Raw genomic sequence first — 14,114 nt, 5'->3', positions numbered from 1 at the left:
TGGGGAGAGGCCGGCCGGGCGCTCTACTGCTGCTGGTGCGGCACCCAGCCGCGGACTTCCAGGTAGGCGATGTCGGCGTCCTCGACCGCGCGGCCGGTCTCCACCAGCCAGGCCCGCATCGCCTCGGTGACGTCGCCGTGGTGGTCGGCGACGCGCTGGGACCACTCGGCGGCGTCGAACCCGCCGGTGGAGGCGGAGCCGTAGGTGCGCTCCTCGGTGCCGTCCGCGCGGGGGATGAAGCCGCGGCGCAGGCCCGGGGAGTCCTCGGTGGAGCCGGCCGACATCGTGTACTGGTCGGCCTTCATCCGGACCGTGAAGGCGAGGCGGCCGCCGGCCCGGCCGGTCTCGTGGACGACCGGGGCGAGGTGGCTCGCGCCGGACTTGATGGCCTGCTTGCCTGCGCGGCCGGCCATCGACTCGCCGGGCTTGCCGACGACGTCCTTGCCGCGCACCCGGGCCTTCTGGCCTGTCTTGGTGGTGCGGCGCTTGGTGTTCGCCTCGGCGATCCCGGACAGCGCCTCGGTGTCGCGCTCGCCGCCGCGCACCGCGCGCACGACCTGGCGCAGCGCGCCGACGAACGCCTTGCCCTTGCCCTTGGTGAAGAACTGGGACACCAGGCTGGCGTCGCGGCCGAGGATCTTGGCGACCTGGCGCTTGGTGTAGCCCTGGTCGAGCAGCTCTCGGGTCAGGCGGGCGGCTTCGTTGGGGTTGTTCGGGTCGGCCGGGCTCACTGGTCAGCTCCCGTCTGCGCGAGTTCGGCGCGACCCAGGCCGCGCAGCTTCAGGTACTGCTCCTGGCTGGTCGGGTGCTCCACCGGGCCGGTCAAGTGGCCCTTGAGGAGGTAGTCACCCGGCTCGCCGCGGTACGGCCAGGGCTGGCGTTCGGTCAGGGCGATGCCGTCCGTGCCGAAGTACACGACCGTGCCCGGCTTCGCGTGCAGGGCACCGGCGTAGCCGATGACCTCCTTGCCCTGGCGGTACTTCATGTCCAGCAGGGCGGCACGGGCACCGGACCACACGTACGCCGCCCACTCCGGGTGCGCGTACGGGTCGCGGGAGAACCCGGCCTGCCGCTGCCACGTCACGACCTCGCCGTCCTGGCCCAGGATCTCCACCCCGGCCGGGAGCGCCTCCCCGAGCGGGGTGGTGCCGGAGACCAGGCGCGGGCGCTGCGCGAAACCGCCCAGGCCGAACAGCAGCACCGACCGGACCGCGCGGGACGCGAGATAGGCCGCCTGCCGCTGGCGCTCGTCGCCGTGGATCCGGGAGAGGTTGGTCAGGTCCGCCCACGCCGCCTTCAACCGCTTGCCCCACTCGTCAAGCGGCTTGCCGTCCTCGAACAGCAGACCGCCGAGGATCTCGACCTTCCACGGCGCGAGGTGGTTCGACAGGGCGAGGTGGACCTCCGCGCCGCCCGCCCAGGTAGTGAACGTGGCGCCCGGCTCCGAGGGGTAGATCCAGGCACGGTCACCGGTGACGGGGGCGGGCAGCAGCCCGACGTGGTTCCACCCGGCCGGGACGGTCACCCGCACGTTCCAGTGCGAGCAGGACATCAACGCCTTCGTCTGCTCGGCCTCCGTCATCGAGGCGAACGCGGCGGCGGTGATCCGGCGCGGGGTGCCCACCGGCGACTTCCACAAGTGCTTCGCGTAGGCGAAGGTGCGGTCGTACTCCACCAGGGCCGGGAGCTGCTCCGGCACGCGGGGCGGCAGGATCAGCTCGGTGCGGCCCTGGCCGCCGGTCGCGTGCAGCAGGCCGCGCAGTTCCTCGGACAGCACCGGATAACCGCCGGCCCACTTGCCGGTGGTCGGGACGGTGCGCGACCACAGGTCCCGGCCGGTCTGCGACGGGGAGCCCATGAGGACCGCGTCGTCCCAGTGGCGGCGCAGCGCCTGCCACAGCAACGTGAACGCCTGACGGCAGGTGACGACATCGGCGCCGTCCGGGTCGAACCACTCCCCCATCGACCGGATCTCCGTGGTGCCGCTGTCGGGCGCGGTGGCAGGGGCGTAGCGGCCGACCGGCTGGCGCTGGTGGACGAAGTGCCCGGCCAGCTTGTCCCGGCCCGAGCCCACGGCGGTGGTCCACCGCTCTGACGGGGTGTTCAGCCACGCGGCGACCGCGTCCTTGAGCGTGGAGTACCGCTCGGCGCCGTCGTGCCACGGGGCGCCGGCAGTGATGTAGATCCGCTCCGTCCCGGGTGCGGTCGCCAGGACGGCGTCCAGGATCTCGCCCGGGGTGCGGGCGCCTAGGTCGAGCCGCACCGTCTGGTCGCGCACGGCCAGAACACCGGCGGCGGCGTCCAGGAACACCGTGGCGCGGGCCTGCTGCGTGAAGTTCGGGCGCTTGGAGACCAGGCCCGTGGTGACGGCCTCGAACCGGGCACCGGCCGGGCCTTCCGGGAGAGTGGGCAGCTCACGCGGACCAGCCTCGAGCACCGGGCGCGGCGCGGCAGCGACCGGAGCGACCGGAACCGCGGAGACGACCGGCGCAGCAGCGGGCGCGGCCGGGACAGGCTGCTCGACGACGGCGGCCTGGTCCTCGACCTCGGTCGGCGCCTCGGTCATCGGGGCAGCCGGGGCCGGCTGCTCGACGACGGGGGCCGGGCGGGTCAGCGCCGGGGCGACCGCGACGGCGGGCTCGGCGACCGGCGCGGCCACGGGTGCCGGGGCGGGCGCAGCGGCGGCGGCCTGGTCATCGGCCTTGGGGGCGCGGACGGCGGCCGGGGTCGGGTCCAGCAGCGGGGCGATCCGCACGACGTCGCCGACCGACAGGCCCGAGGCCTTCGCGACGGCGTCGGCCTTCGCACCCTCGTACCCCGCCAGCCCGGCCACCCGGCGCGCACGCAGGGTGCTGAGCTTGTCCAGCTCCTTCTGCGCGGCCGCGACGGCCTTCTCAGCGGCCGTGATCCCGGTGCGCAGCTCGCGCAGACCGGCGAGCTCGGCGGTGTACGCCTTGCGGTCCATCAGCGGGTCACTCCCCCCTCAGTGTCGGGCTGGTCGACGGCGGTCGTGGTGGGGACGTAGGCGATCGGGCCACCGGAGACAGACGGCAGGCGGGTGCCGAGCAGCAATCCCGCCAGGCGGGCGTCCTGCGGGTCGGTGGGGGTGGCGGCGTTGGCGGGGGCGGTGAGGTCGGTCAGGTAGCCGGCCAGGCGCGCCTTCGGGAAGCGGAACCGGCCCGCGGTGCCCACCGTGCCGTCGGACTCCCACTCGGCCAGGCCGGTCAGCACCGCGACCACGAACCCGGCCACCGTCACCGGCAGCACTCCGCCGGCCGCGACCCGGGCCGGATCGCACCGCCACCAGCCGGACAGCGCGGCCAGCAGCTGCCCCCGGTCCAGCGCGGTGCCGAAGCCGATCCACTCGCGGTCCGACTCGTCCACCTTCGCCGGAGCGTCCGAGCGCAGCACCGCAACCTCGGGCGCGCCGAGCACGGTCAGGTCGGCGACGGGCCGCCCCTGGAGCGCTTGGAGAGCGGCCAGCGGGAACACCTGCCGGCCCGTCTCGCGCACGCCGGGGACCACGCCAGTGGCCATCAGCTTCTTCACCGTCGGGATCGAGCACCCCAGTGCCGTCCCGGCCTGACCGGTCGTCACGAACACACCCAGACCTCCACGCCTATTCAGCTCACTTGAAACGCTAGGACGACTCTACGCCTCCCCTACGACACTGTCCACGCCTTTTTAGTAAGTCGTACAAGCATGCCCGGGCGGTCTGTCTGCCCTCCCTGTCGGTGCCGGGTGAGACCGTGGTCGGTTACCAACACCGGAAGGGGGTGAAGAAGATGAGTCCTCGCCAGCAGAAGGCCGTGGTGATCCTCGGCGCGGCCCTGGTCGGCACCTACGTGCTCGGCAACGTGGCGAAGAGCCAAGCGCGCGTGCTCGGCCTCAACGCGGCCCAGCTCGCCGCGCTGACCGCGGGCGTCGCGTTCGCCATGCGCAACGCCTGAGCCCCGCACGGTCCGGCCCGGTCACCATCACGGTGGCCGGGCCGGACCGCTTCCCGGCCCTACTCGGCGCCAGCCTGCGGGCGGTGGGCCGGGCACGCCCCGCAGCAGCCCAGGACGGGCAGGGCGACCGGGTCCTTGGAGGTACGCCGCTTGCGAATGGCGGCCAGGGCGTTCACGGCGGCCGAGACGGTGGAGAGGACGAAGCCGACGTTGCGGACCGCGTGGGCGAGCTGGTCGGCCTGCGGCCAGGCCACGCTGGCGACGACGTCGGCGAGGAACTGCAGAACGGACTGAACGGGCGTCATGACGCCCCCCTTCGGAAGAGGTGTGTTCCTTCACCCCTTCAAGGCGAGCGCACAGAGTCCACCAGACAGGACCCGCGCGCAGAAACGTCTATGGCCTGGGGCGTACCACCACGATCCGGCAGGACATTTTGGTGCCGGTAATGGACGCGGACACACCGCGGCCCGGCCGCCGTCGTAGGAGGCCGGGCCGGGCGAAAGCATCAGTGCGTTCCGGGCCCGGCTTCCGGCTCGTGCCGAAGACGGTCCGGGGCCATGGCCGCGATCGTGCGGGCCAGGTCCATGACGAAGTCCAGGAGGTTCTGCGCCTCCGGGTCGGCCTCGCCACCAGGGGCGCGCAGCATACCGACGGTGCGGGCAAGTGCTTCGGAGAACCGCAGGCTTCGCAGTTGCCAGTCCAGGGTGGACTTCATGCACTGGGCGATCGCCTCGGGGCCGGGATCGCCGTGGACGCCGAGCACCAGGTCGTTGGCCAGCTGCTGATCGGCTCGGCTTGGGGTCCACAGGTCGGCCTGGAGTTCGTCGCGGATCTCTTCCACCGTGTCGCCCACGCCGGTTCCGGGGGTAAAGCCTGACTCTACGATGATCTGCTTCAACAGCGTGCGGCTGGCCTCGACGTCGCCGCCAGACCACCGGGGATTCCAGGCCGCCCCGCAGCGGATGCAGATCAGGGTGAGCTCGTCGCCCCAGCGCCCCTGTGCGATGTGGTTGGTCGTCGACGGACACCGGTCGCACCCCAGCGGGACGAGAACCTGCGAGACGTAGACGTCTCCATCCGGCGTCGAGTAGTCGGCGACCAGGCCCTCCGGCAGCGGGGCCACCCAGTCCACCGTCTGCACCCTGATCTCGCCGGCGACTCTGAGCTGCCACAGATGCCCAGTAGTGGCGCCCGGAGGAAGTGCGTACTCGATCGCCGACATGCGGGGCCTTCCTACCTGCTCGATTCCGATGGCCCTGGGATACCACGGCCGCCACGACAGGAAGGGCACATCCCGAATACTGCCCCGATCCTGTCCCAGACACCGACCAGTCCCGAGGCCCGGCCGAAGGTGCGGTCAGTTCCTACCAGCCGTCAACGCCGTCGAACCCGCCCGGCCCGTCGTCCGGCTGTCGCCCCGTCCGGCCCTGCTCCAGCGCTTCGGACTCGTCGCGCAGCAGGTCGCCGATCCAGTCGGCGACGCCGGCCGACAGCACGACGGTGCGCTGCTCGATGCTGTGCGGGGTGCCGATCGTTACCCAGATTTCCCGTGGATCGCCAGGAGCTGCGGCCTGGTCGGCGAAGGCATCCAGAACGTCGGCAAGATCGCCTGCCGCCCCGGTGCTGTCGGCGTTCACCAGCTCGCCGGGCCGCAGCCGGGAGCCGGCTCCGAAACCTGCCGGACGGTCGCCGGGCTGTAGAGGTACCAGCCCCAGTCGTCCGGGTCGGCGCCCCAGCGCACCAGTGCGACCCAGCGGGTCGACCCCTGATGAAGGCGCCATAGCTCGATCCGGCCGGGCCTCCATCGGCCACTGATCCGGATGTCCACCCACCGCCAGCGCGGCTCCACTGTCCAGCAGCGGCCGGGGCCGGACATCAACTCGCGAGGGGCGCGCTCCGCGTCCCCGGGCTGGTGTTCCGGGTGGCGGGGTCGGGAGAACGGGACGGCGGCGGTCACATCCCCACGATATCGCTCACATGTTCGATTCTCCATTCGAGTGACACTCCTGCCCAGGTCAGGCCCCACGACCCGACCGGAGAGCCCGGGCGCAGCATGGAGGGAGAGGAGGATGCGATGCCGAACGCAATCGCCAAGATGACCGTCAGCTTCTCGCTCGTGTCGATCCCGGTGACCCCCAAAGCCGAGACGGCTGCCCGCGGCAAGGGGCCCGCAGGGCGCACATGAGGGCGGCCGGGCTGTGTGTACGGGCCCGGCCGCCCGAGGGCTTCACCGTGCTGCGCCCGATCCGGTGGGGGTGTCCGGGCCGGGCGGTGTGGAGCAGGCGCAGCCGCGCGCCCTGGTCGGGGCGCTCGGCGGGTCCAACGAGCAGCCGGTCGGTCGGCAACGGGGTCGGCCGGCGGCGGCTCAGGCCCGCCTGGCTGTCGTGGATCGGGTGGATGGTGCCGGTGTGGTGGTCAGGGCCGGCGGTGGCGGCCGGGGCCGGTCGCCACCGCGGTCGTCAGTGGTTCGTCGGTGAGGGCGATTGGCACCCAGGCGTGCCCGTCCCACTCCTGAATCAGCCGCGGGGCGGTGGGGTCGACGTGCGCGGCGGCCGTGGTGACGTCACGTCGCGCTCCGACTGGGCGCAGACGCCGGTTGCGGCGCTGGGCCCACTCGCTCAGCGGTTCGTCGTCCACGGCCCGGTCCCCTCTGGCTTGGTGGTCGGTGGGGTCAGCGTGGCAGGGGCCGGGTGGGGTCGTCCAGCCACAGGTGCTGTCCGTCCGGGGTGACGGTGAGGCCGAACCGTGCAAGGCCCGGCTGGCCCGCTGCGGTCCACCAGGCGTAGGCGGTCTCGAACTCCTCCCACAGCCGCCTGGCTCCGTACTGGCGCACCTGGTGCTCGCGCTCGCCCTCGCGGAACGTCGTCGCCGACCAGGCCGGTTCGGTCAGCGAGTACAGCCACAGGGTGCGGGCGCCGTCGTCGTGCGGCTGGACCGCGTGCGTGACGCCGTCCAGGAGCAGCCCCATCAGGAAGGTGAAGGCGGCGTGCCGGCCGTGCTCGGGCGGCGTGGTCGCTGTGCTGCTCTCGGTGAGGGTGCCGCCGTTCGCGGGCGGCGTGGGCCAGGTGAGGCGTTGGGAGCGCAGTTTCATGAACTCCACCGGCTCCAGCAAGCGACCGGACGCGGTCGTGCCGTCGTCGTCTACCTCCAGGCGCAGCAGGGCGTCGAGGTTGCTGTAGTGGGTGCCCCAGGGGGTGAGGATGAGGGCGCCGGGGCGGGCCTGGCGGATCCAGGCGTGGGGGACCTCGCGCAGCGCGCAGGTGGCTACGATCCGGTCGTACGGGGCGCCGGGCGCCCAGCCGGCGGCGCCGTCACCGCAGACCACGGTGGGCCGGTAGCCGGCCTTGTGCAGGGCGGTGCGGGCCCGGGCGGTGACGTCGGGGTCGATCTCGACGGTGACGACGTTGGCGTCGCCGAGCCGGTGGGACAGGAGCGCGCTGTTCCACCCCGTGCCGGTGCCGACCTCGAGGACGCGCTGCCCGGCCTGGACGTCCAGGTGCTCCAGCATCGCGGCGACCACCGAGGGCTGGGAGGCCGAGCTGGTCGGCACGCTGCCGGGCTGCTCGCCGTGGTGCCGGCCGTCGTCCCACTGCGTGACGATCGGGATGTCGGCCGCGGCGGCTGCCGCCCAGCCGTCCGGGTCGGAAGTCCTGCTGACGGCTCGGCTGGTGTTGGTGGCCAGGTCGTGCGCCCACATCAGGTCGGGCAGGAAGAGGGAGCGGGGAACCGCGGTGAAGGCGGCGTCCCACGTGCGGGCGGGCCGCCCCGGGCAGGGGCGGCCCTCCTTCTGCGCGGTGCTGGTCACTTGCGGTGGCCTCCGTCACCGGGCGGCGTGCTGCCGTCGGGGTTCGGCGGGTCCGAGGGCGGCGTCCACGGGGTGCCCGGGTGCCCGTCCCCCTCGCCTCCGCCGCCGCCCGAGCCTCCGCCGCCGTGGCCTCCGTCGTGGTCCATGCTGAGCTCCTTCCGTCGCTGTGATGGTGCCCTCCCGGGGCCCGGGAGGAGTAGAGGGCCGGCCCGGCCCGCGCGGGCTACGCCGGGCCGGGAGCGCGAGTGCGCAGATCCGCGTGGACGGTCTTGCCGAACGGCTCCAGCATCACGCCCCAGTGCCCGCCGGTGAGGTGGTGGACCAGGGCCATCCCGCGGCCCGACACTGCGGCCAGGCCCGCATCGATCAAGCAGGGCAGGGAGCGGGAGCCGTCGCGGACGCTGATCCGCACGCACCGCTCGGTGATGCGCTCGACCGTGACCGTCATCTTCCGTCGGCAGCCGGTCTTCGCCGCGTTGCCCGCCAGCTCGCTGACGATGAGTTCGCCGGCCTCGACCAGGTCGTCCAGCCCCCACGCGCGCAGCGTGGTGCGCACCAGGCGCCGGGCCGCCGATGCGGACTGCGGCTCGTACGGCAGCAGCGCCCTGGCGGAGTCGGCAACCGGGGGAAGCGTCGGGGTCTCGACGGTCGTGGTCACCGTGAACCTCGCACCCGCCGACGCTGCCGGGGCGCGGCCGTGGCCGATGGGCGGGGTATGCGGTGCGCGGCCACGGCGGTTCTCCGCTCTCTCGTCGGCGGTGACGGCTGCGCCCACCCGACGGGGGCGGGGGCAGCGGCTCCGGCTCGCCCGCCGGGGCCGGGTGTCCGGTCCGTCACGGCGGGCGACGGTTCGACGGTAGGGAGTGCGAGGCCGGGCTCTCAACGAGGTTGCGCCTTCTTGCGCGAGGTCACCCCAGCGTGGCTATTGCCGATGTGATCAGCTGACGGGCGCTGGCTCCGTGGACGGCCATGGACGCCAGGTCGGTGAAAGTGCGTACGTAGTCGGCGATCTCGCGTGGCTGGGTGATCCGCAGGTAGCCGGAGGTCAGCTCGACAGCCACCTCGGCCTCGTCGAACAGGTAGAAGTCCTCGACCGGCAGGTGCGGGCGGTCGGGCCGGGTCGGGATGACGCCGACGCTGACGAACGGGCTGGCTGAGACGGCGAGTAGGTGGCCGAGCTGGGCCGCCATCGTCTCCGGGTCGCACACCGCGGCGCGCAGCACCCACTCCTCGATGAGCAGGCCGAAGCGGTGCCGGCCGGAGAACAGCATCCGCTGGCGCTCCAGTCGGGCTTCCACGGCGTCGGCGACGTCGTCGATCTCGACGCGGGCGCGCTGGATCGAGCGCAGGACGGCGGTGGTGTACTCGGGGGTCTGCACCATGCCCGGCATGACACGGCTGGCGTAGACGCGGAAGTGGCCGGTGCGGCGGTAGAGGGCGGCGACCGACTCCTGGGCGGCGCGCAGCCCGGTGCGTTCCATGCGGCGCCACTCGGTGTACATGGAGTCGACGGCGCGGGCGGCGGCGATGAGGTCGGGGATCTGGTCGTCGGCGCCGCAGGCGGTGCACCAGGCGCGTAGGTCGTCTTCGGAGGGGGCGGACTTGCCGCTCTGGATCCGGGAGGTCTTGGCCGGGTGCCACCCGCAGCGGGCAGACAGCTCGTCGCCGGTCAGGCCTGCGTCCTTGCGCAGGCCGACCAGGCGGTTGGCGAGCGCCTTGCGGGCCTCGATGACGCTGGACGAGGGGGACGACGACATGGTGCTGGCTGCCCGGCGGGTGGTGGACGGATTGGTCAGATGGTGTAGTGGGCGTGCGGGACGGCCCGTTCCCAGACCGCCTCGAAGGCGCCGGTCACCATCTTCACCACGGCCGGGTCCTCGGTGGTCTCGTGGCCGGCCCACTCGCCGTCACCGGTGAACCAGTGGAAGAGGACCAGGCGCTCGTCCACCAGCCACAGGTCATTGCCCGGCAGCGCGAGGTCGGATGCCTTCGACCGGGGCAGCCAACGGACCTGCTCGCCCAGCGCGACGTTGTGCCGCTCGGTGATCGCGTGCTCCCACCGGATGTAGGCGGTCACCGGCTCCGAAACGATCCGGGCCCGGCGCATCACCACCCCGCGGCCGACCGTCTCCCGCACCAAGGCGGCCCAGGCGGTGTACTCCTCGGGCAGGTCGTACGCCTCGGGCCGCTCGACCGGAAGGCCGGCGCGCCAGTCGGCGAAGACCGGGTCGTCCATGTAGGAGTCGCGCATCTCCAGATGGCACGCGGAGCGCTCAGCGCTCCTCAACAGGGCGCCAAAGTCCGGCACGCTCGGCTTCATCGCACACCTTCCGCAGAAACGGGATCATCCGGACCGGGATCCGCACGACGCCCTCGTGGTCCGGGACGCCGATGGCGTGGCCCTCCACCCACTCGGTCTCGCTGATCACGCGGTACATCTCCATCTCGGGCAGCCAGCCCTGGATGACGATCTCCGCCTTCTCGTCCTCCAACCACACGGTCGGAGAGCCGCCGTTGGGCGTGTCCGGGTCGATGCCCCTGAACCGTAGTGCCATGACCGCTCCTTGTGCCAAGCCGGTTGCGGATCCTTGCGCCTCCACCGTTCCGCTCGGCTGACTCACCGTCAAGAGCGCGCGGGCGCAGCCGTGCGGCACGCACCGGCCGGGGCGGGCCCGAGGGGAGCCTGCCGCCTCGGGCCAGGTGCGCGGTCAGGCGGTGCGGAGCTTCCCGTCGGCGATCAGGCCGCCGATGTAGCCGGGCCAGTCCCGCTCCAGGGTCTGCTGCATGAACGCGCGGGCCTTCTCCCGAACCTCGGGGGTGACCTGCTCGACCGTACCGTCGCCGAAGTACAGCTTCATCCCCTGGCGGCTGGAGTCGGCCAGGATCGCGTGGTGGTACTGGCTGAGGGTCAGGTAGAGCACGGGCGAGGGGGCGTCCTCCAGCTGGCGCAGGCCGCCCTCCCAATCGGTGCCTCGCTGTCCCCAGTCGCTGCCGTGCCCGTCCAGCCACAGGGTCAGGTCGCTGAAGAACACCAGGCGCCGGCGAGCGCGCCACGGGCTGGATCTACACCGCGACCTTCTACACGGCCCAGGACGTCAGCGGGCGATTCTGCCCCTGGTGCATCGCCGACGGCAGCGCCGCCGAACGATTCGAAGGTGACTTCACCGACTCATACGGACTCGACGGCGTCAGCGAGGAGACCCTGGAGCACGTCACCCGCCGCACCCCGGGCTTTCACGCCTGGCAGGACCCGCACTGGCTCGTCCACTGCAACGACGCGGCCGCCTTCATCGGCGAGGTCGGATACGCCGAACTCGCCGCCCACCCCGAGGCGCTCGACCAGCTTCGGACCGACCTGCGGATCGACGGCTGGCACAACGCATCCCAGCTCGAGAACTTCCTGACCCACCTCGGGCAGGGCCAAGCGCGATGCTCTTCCGCTGCACCGTCTGCGGCGCCCACCTCGCCTACGCCGACGCGTCATAGCGACGGTCCAGCACGGGCCTTTCCCTTCAAGGGAACTACACCCATCGCCGATCGCGAGGCCGGCGCGACCTGGGCCACGATGGGCGAGGCGCTCGGACTCAGCGCGGACGCCGCCCGCGCCCGTTACGGCAAAGTCCGTCTCCTGTGGCCACCACCCCCAAAGCCCGCCTGACCGCCACCGCCGCCCGCCCCACCCACACGAGCGGCCGGCACCAGCCGGACGCGAGAACAGGAGCACAGCGCAGCGCCCGGCCACACCGACCAACGCCCCAACCCACCCACCACAACCACCAGCAAGGGGCCCAGGGCTGCGGCACCCGCTGGGCGGCCTCGAGGTCTGGGCGGCCCGGTTGCGGGCCTGCTGTGTGGCGGTGCTGAAACCGAGATGGAACTGAAGCGGGCCGCCCGTCCGGACACCTCCCAGCTGGCTGAGTGACCGGCCGCGAGGCCCCGCCCCGGGGGTTCAGGTTGTGGCGGGAATGGTCCAGCGCGGGCAGGCGGGCTGATGGCGGTGGATCACGAAGACGGTGCCGCCGAGGCTGACGAACCGTTCGGTGCGCACCCGGCAGCACGGCTCCTCCCGCACCCGGGCCGGGGCGGGGATGCCAGGCACGGGCGCCTGCGGTGCGGGCCTCCGCGCTGCCGGCGTCGCCGGTGCGGGCCGCTGCGCCGCCGGTGCGGGCAGGCGGGGCGGTTCGGGGACTGCAGGCGGGCGCTGCATATCCAGCGTGCCCAGTGGTGCTCCCAGGGCCTTGGCGCGGGAGAGGCGCCGGCTGCGACGGGGTCGAGGTGTCGTCATGGACGACAGCGTGCCCCCGCCGGGAACGGTCATGCGGGCCACGACACGCCCCCGTATCGCACCGGCCGCACGATGCGGGGAGGTCAGCGGTGACCGGGGAACGAGACGATCGGGGTCATCCGTACTCGAAGGCGTCCTCACGGTGGCCGGGCGCGCACGCCCAGGCGGTGGCGTTCACCTCGGCACCGGCCGCCCTCGGGCGGCCGGTCGCGGGCCCGCTCCCAGGCGATGTCCGGGGTCGGCGGTAGGCTGCCGAGGCCCCGAGAAGGCACAGGAGGCCGCCACCCGCAGGTGGCGGCCTCCGGCATCTCAGACAGGAACGGCGACGACACGACAGGCCGGATGCCGCACCCGGCGATCTCACGCGACCGGCCGGCGGTGCAGCCGGGGCAGGAACGCGAACCGGCCCCGGCGGGTCAGCCGTCCAGTTGCGCGTACAGGCCACGGCCCGGGCGCTGCGCCCGGCCGGCCTTGGTCAGGCGCTCCAGCGCGGTGCGGACCGCGTTCACGTTGTCCGCCGACTCCTCGATTCCCAGCCGGGCGGTCACCTCCCGGGCCCGCAGCGGTCCCTGGGCGTCGGCCAGCACGGCCAGCACGGTCTCGGAGGTGGCACCGGTCGTTCGCCGTCTGGGCGCGGGCGCAGCCGTTCCGCGCTTTGCGGTGGGCGGCTCGGCGCCGGTGCGCACGGGCCCGGCCCCCTTGGCTGCGGCGGTCTTCTTCGCCGCGGCAGGCCGCGCGCCGTCGGTGGTCTTCTTCACCACCGTCTTCTTCGCGGGGGCCGCCTTCTTCCCTGCGGCCCTCGTCGCGGGTGTCGCTTTCTTCGCCGCGGTCTTCTTCGCAGGGGCCGCCTTCTTCCCAGCGGCCTTCTTCGCCGTCTTCGTGACCGTGTCCGTGCCCGAGGTGCCCTCTTCGGCCGGCTCCCCGCCCCGGTGCAGCGCCTCCTCGATTTCGGCCGCGAGCTGCTGCGGCCGAACCCCGACGATGGCGTCCGCCTCCGCCCGCACACCGCCCACCGGCGTCATGTCCTGAGAGGCCACCAATTCGGTCAGGGCCCGCAGGCCCTCGATGGCGCCGCGTACGGCGTTCTCTCGCGCCACGGCGGCGGTCAGCTCGTCCTCCAGGCGCCGGCGCCGGGCCTCGATGTCGGGAAGTTCCGCCTCCAGCTGGGCGATGGTCTCACTGAAACGGCTTTCTGCCACGGTTCCTCGTCTCCTCCGCCCCCGCGATCTGCCGCAGGGACTGTGCGATCTTTACCCTGCCACCGCGTCCGCCGACAAGAAACCGCGCGCACGAAGGCCGCGGAAGAGGCTCACCACCGGCCTGCAAGCCGCGGTCGGGACGGGCTGACAGCGGGGCCCGGGTGGTCGGAGCCCCGGCCAACGCCCACCCGCTCTGCCAAGCTGCAGCCCGCAGCACCTGTCGACGTGTTCACCCGGTGCCTCGAACAGGCTGGAGCAGCGGCCCGGGTGTTGCGCGGGACGGCGTGGGTGCAGGTGGAGCGACGTGGCGGTGATGGTGACTGGGAACGCCTGTTGGTGAGCGGTTGGGGAACGGGGCGGCCGGGATTCGGCCGATGTCGAGCATCCCGTGGAGCGGCACGCCGGCCTGGAAGATGCGCCCGGCGTCACGGGCCTGCACGTTCTCGTCGAGGACCCCGAGGAACCGTGTCTTGGTGAGGGTGCGCTGTTGGACGGCGAGGACGAATTCCGGGGCCATGGGCACCCCCAGGTAGGCCCGGGACGCCCCCTCGGACCACGCGGGGTCCAGCACAGTGCCATCGCCGGTCGCGCACCACGCGTGGGCCCGCACCGTCCCCTCGGTGGTGAGCGCATATCCCTCCACGTAGGCGCCCGGCAGGAGCCGGGCGAGGCGAAGTGCGTTGCGGTGACAGCGCCCGGGCGCGCCGCGGCGCGGGGCGCCGGAGCGCGGCCAGGGCGCGGGAGTGAACAGGCGTCCCTGGGCGAGCACGACGCGGGCAGCCGGGCAGACCGCCCCGGTGGTCAGGGCCGCGACGGCGTCAACGAGGGCGCACTCGTCGGCGGTCAGCAGGTCGGCAGGCACACGTCGAGTGTCC

General features: G+C 73.0%; 19 protein-coding genes. 2 read left to right on the top strand and 17 right to left on the bottom strand.

The window, feature by feature from the left end; translation table 11 throughout:
• Positions 1-23 precede the first annotated feature (23 nt).
• From HS99_RS04835 to HS99_RS04825, 3 genes are read right to left on the bottom strand one after another with little or no spacing between them, the layout of a single operon-like run.
• The gene (locus HS99_RS04835) at positions 24-731 is read right to left on the bottom strand and encodes a hypothetical protein (protein ID WP_046386066.1); all 708 of its coding nucleotides are present in this window, start codon (positions 729-731) and stop codon (positions 24-26) included.
• Positions 728-2,965: a hypothetical protein gene (locus HS99_RS04830; protein ID WP_046386065.1), complete on the bottom strand. Its 2,238-nt coding sequence runs from the start codon at positions 2,963-2,965 to the stop codon at positions 728-730. The genes HS99_RS04835 and HS99_RS04830 overlap by 4 nt, the downstream gene beginning before the upstream one ends.
• A complete protein-coding gene (locus tag HS99_RS04825; RefSeq protein WP_232543307.1) occupies positions 2,965-3,597 on the bottom strand; it encodes a MerR family transcriptional regulator in 633 nt (210 codons plus the stop codon). The genes HS99_RS04830 and HS99_RS04825 overlap by 1 nt, the downstream gene beginning before the upstream one ends.
• Before the next feature lie 188 nt (positions 3,598-3,785).
• Between HS99_RS04825 and HS99_RS44620 the strand changes: the two genes are divergently transcribed.
• Positions 3,786-3,950, top strand: coding sequence for a hypothetical protein (locus HS99_RS44620; protein ID WP_157881816.1), 165 nt, complete (start codon positions 3,786-3,788; stop codon positions 3,948-3,950).
• 59 nt (positions 3,951-4,009) lie between these two features.
• Here the strand turns inward: HS99_RS44620 and HS99_RS04820 are convergent, their stop codons facing one another.
• The 12 genes from HS99_RS04820 to HS99_RS04770 form a co-directional block, all read right to left on the bottom strand.
• Positions 4,010-4,255, bottom strand: a complete 246-nt coding sequence (locus HS99_RS04820; protein ID WP_030557173.1) for a hypothetical protein — start codon at positions 4,253-4,255, stop codon at positions 4,010-4,012.
• A gap of 200 nt (positions 4,256-4,455) precedes the next feature.
• Positions 4,456-5,172, bottom strand: a complete 717-nt coding sequence (locus tag HS99_RS04815) for a hypothetical protein (RefSeq protein ID WP_030557171.1) — start codon at positions 5,170-5,172, stop codon at positions 4,456-4,458.
• A 142-nt stretch (positions 5,173-5,314) separates the two neighbouring features.
• The gene (locus tag HS99_RS04810; RefSeq protein ID WP_030557170.1) at positions 5,315-5,587 is read right to left on the bottom strand and encodes a hypothetical protein; all 273 of its coding nucleotides are present in this window, start codon (positions 5,585-5,587) and stop codon (positions 5,315-5,317) included.
• Positions 5,584-5,907 carry a hypothetical protein gene (locus HS99_RS04805; RefSeq protein WP_030557168.1) on the bottom strand — a complete coding sequence of 108 codons (324 nt, stop codon included), beginning with the start codon at positions 5,905-5,907 and terminating at the stop codon, positions 5,584-5,586. The genes HS99_RS04810 and HS99_RS04805 overlap by 4 nt, the downstream gene beginning before the upstream one ends.
• A gap of 458 nt (positions 5,908-6,365) precedes the next feature.
• Positions 6,366-6,587: a DUF6087 family protein gene (locus HS99_RS04800; protein ID WP_043481403.1), complete on the bottom strand. Its 222-nt coding sequence runs from the start codon at positions 6,585-6,587 to the stop codon at positions 6,366-6,368.
• 34 nt (positions 6,588-6,621) lie between these two features.
• The gene (locus HS99_RS04795) at positions 6,622-7,755 is read right to left on the bottom strand and encodes a methyltransferase domain-containing protein (protein ID WP_046386063.1); all 1,134 of its coding nucleotides are present in this window, start codon (positions 7,753-7,755) and stop codon (positions 6,622-6,624) included.
• Positions 7,752-7,901 (bottom strand): hypothetical protein, encoded by a 150-nt coding sequence (locus HS99_RS44615; protein ID WP_167745251.1) that lies wholly within the window; start codon positions 7,899-7,901, stop codon positions 7,752-7,754. The genes HS99_RS04795 and HS99_RS44615 overlap by 4 nt, the downstream gene beginning before the upstream one ends.
• Before the next feature lie 77 nt (positions 7,902-7,978).
• On the bottom strand, positions 7,979-8,413 hold the full coding sequence (locus HS99_RS04790) for an ATP-binding protein (protein ID WP_050366199.1): 435 nt from the start codon (positions 8,411-8,413) through the stop codon (positions 7,979-7,981).
• Positions 8,414-8,663: 250 nt separating this feature from the next.
• Positions 8,664-9,512, bottom strand: a complete 849-nt coding sequence (locus tag HS99_RS04785) for a helix-turn-helix domain-containing protein (protein WP_030557165.1) — start codon at positions 9,510-9,512, stop codon at positions 8,664-8,666.
• Between the two features lie 35 nt (positions 9,513-9,547).
• The gene (locus HS99_RS04780; RefSeq protein WP_030557164.1) at positions 9,548-10,075 is read right to left on the bottom strand and encodes a DUF6879 family protein; all 528 of its coding nucleotides are present in this window, start codon (positions 10,073-10,075) and stop codon (positions 9,548-9,550) included.
• Complete coding sequence (locus HS99_RS04775; protein ID WP_030557163.1) at positions 10,029-10,310, bottom strand: hypothetical protein; 282 nt, start codon at positions 10,308-10,310, stop codon at positions 10,029-10,031. The genes HS99_RS04780 and HS99_RS04775 overlap by 47 nt, the downstream gene beginning before the upstream one ends.
• Before the next feature lie 153 nt (positions 10,311-10,463).
• Entirely contained in the window at positions 10,464-10,787 is a 324-nt protein-coding gene (locus HS99_RS04770) for a hypothetical protein (RefSeq protein WP_030557161.1), read from the bottom strand.
• A gap of 29 nt (positions 10,788-10,816) precedes the next feature.
• Between HS99_RS04770 and HS99_RS40705 the strand changes: the two genes are divergently transcribed.
• Complete coding sequence (locus HS99_RS40705) at positions 10,817-11,413, top strand: CbrC family protein (protein WP_232543313.1); 597 nt, start codon at positions 10,817-10,819, stop codon at positions 11,411-11,413.
• 1,043 nt (positions 11,414-12,456) lie between these two features.
• Here the strand turns inward: HS99_RS40705 and HS99_RS46280 are convergent.
• Together HS99_RS46280 and HS99_RS04755 are read right to left on the bottom strand one after the other, a co-directional pair.
• On the bottom strand, positions 12,457-13,239 hold the full coding sequence (locus HS99_RS46280; RefSeq protein WP_030557159.1) for a type IV toxin-antitoxin system AbiEi family antitoxin domain-containing protein: 783 nt from the start codon (positions 13,237-13,239) through the stop codon (positions 12,457-12,459).
• Positions 13,240-13,468: 229 nt separating this feature from the next.
• Complete coding sequence (locus tag HS99_RS04755; protein ID WP_030557157.1) at positions 13,469-14,101, bottom strand: hypothetical protein; 633 nt, start codon at positions 14,099-14,101, stop codon at positions 13,469-13,471.
• Positions 14,102-14,114: the final 13 nt, after the last annotated feature.

Origin of the sequence: Kitasatospora aureofaciens (assembly GCF_001188955.3) — a bacterium.
GTDB classification, from domain to species: domain Bacteria; phylum Actinomycetota; class Actinomycetes; order Streptomycetales; family Streptomycetaceae; genus Kitasatospora; species Kitasatospora aureofaciens.
Note: the sequence above shows the minus strand (reverse complement) of the source record. Positions and strands in the feature narration are given on the sequence as shown.

Bases quoted from the DNA above. Each gene is read 5' to 3' on its own strand.
- HS99_RS44615 (WP_167745251.1), bottom strand. From the start codon at position 7,901: ATGGACCACGACGGAGGCCACGGCGGCGGAGGCTCGGGCGGCGGCGGA.
- HS99_RS04830 (WP_046386065.1), bottom strand. From the start codon at position 2,965: ATGGACCGCAAGGCGTACACCGCCGAGCTCGCCGGTCTGCGCGAGCTG.
- HS99_RS04775 (WP_030557163.1), bottom strand. From the start codon at position 10,310: ATGGCACTACGGTTCAGGGGCATCGACCCGGACACGCCCAACGGCGGC.
- HS99_RS04820 (WP_030557173.1), bottom strand. From the start codon at position 4,255: ATGACGCCCGTTCAGTCCGTTCTGCAGTTCCTCGCCGACGTCGTCGCC.
- HS99_RS04785 (WP_030557165.1), bottom strand. From the start codon at position 9,512: ATGTCGTCGTCCCCCTCGTCCAGCGTCATCGAGGCCCGCAAGGCGCTC.
- HS99_RS04780 (WP_030557164.1), bottom strand. From the start codon at position 10,075: ATGAAGCCGAGCGTGCCGGACTTTGGCGCCCTGTTGAGGAGCGCTGAG.
- HS99_RS04815 (WP_030557171.1), bottom strand. From the start codon at position 5,172: ATGTCGGCGATCGAGTACGCACTTCCTCCGGGCGCCACTACTGGGCAT.
- HS99_RS44620 (WP_157881816.1), top strand. From the start codon at position 3,786: ATGAGTCCTCGCCAGCAGAAGGCCGTGGTGATCCTCGGCGCGGCCCTG.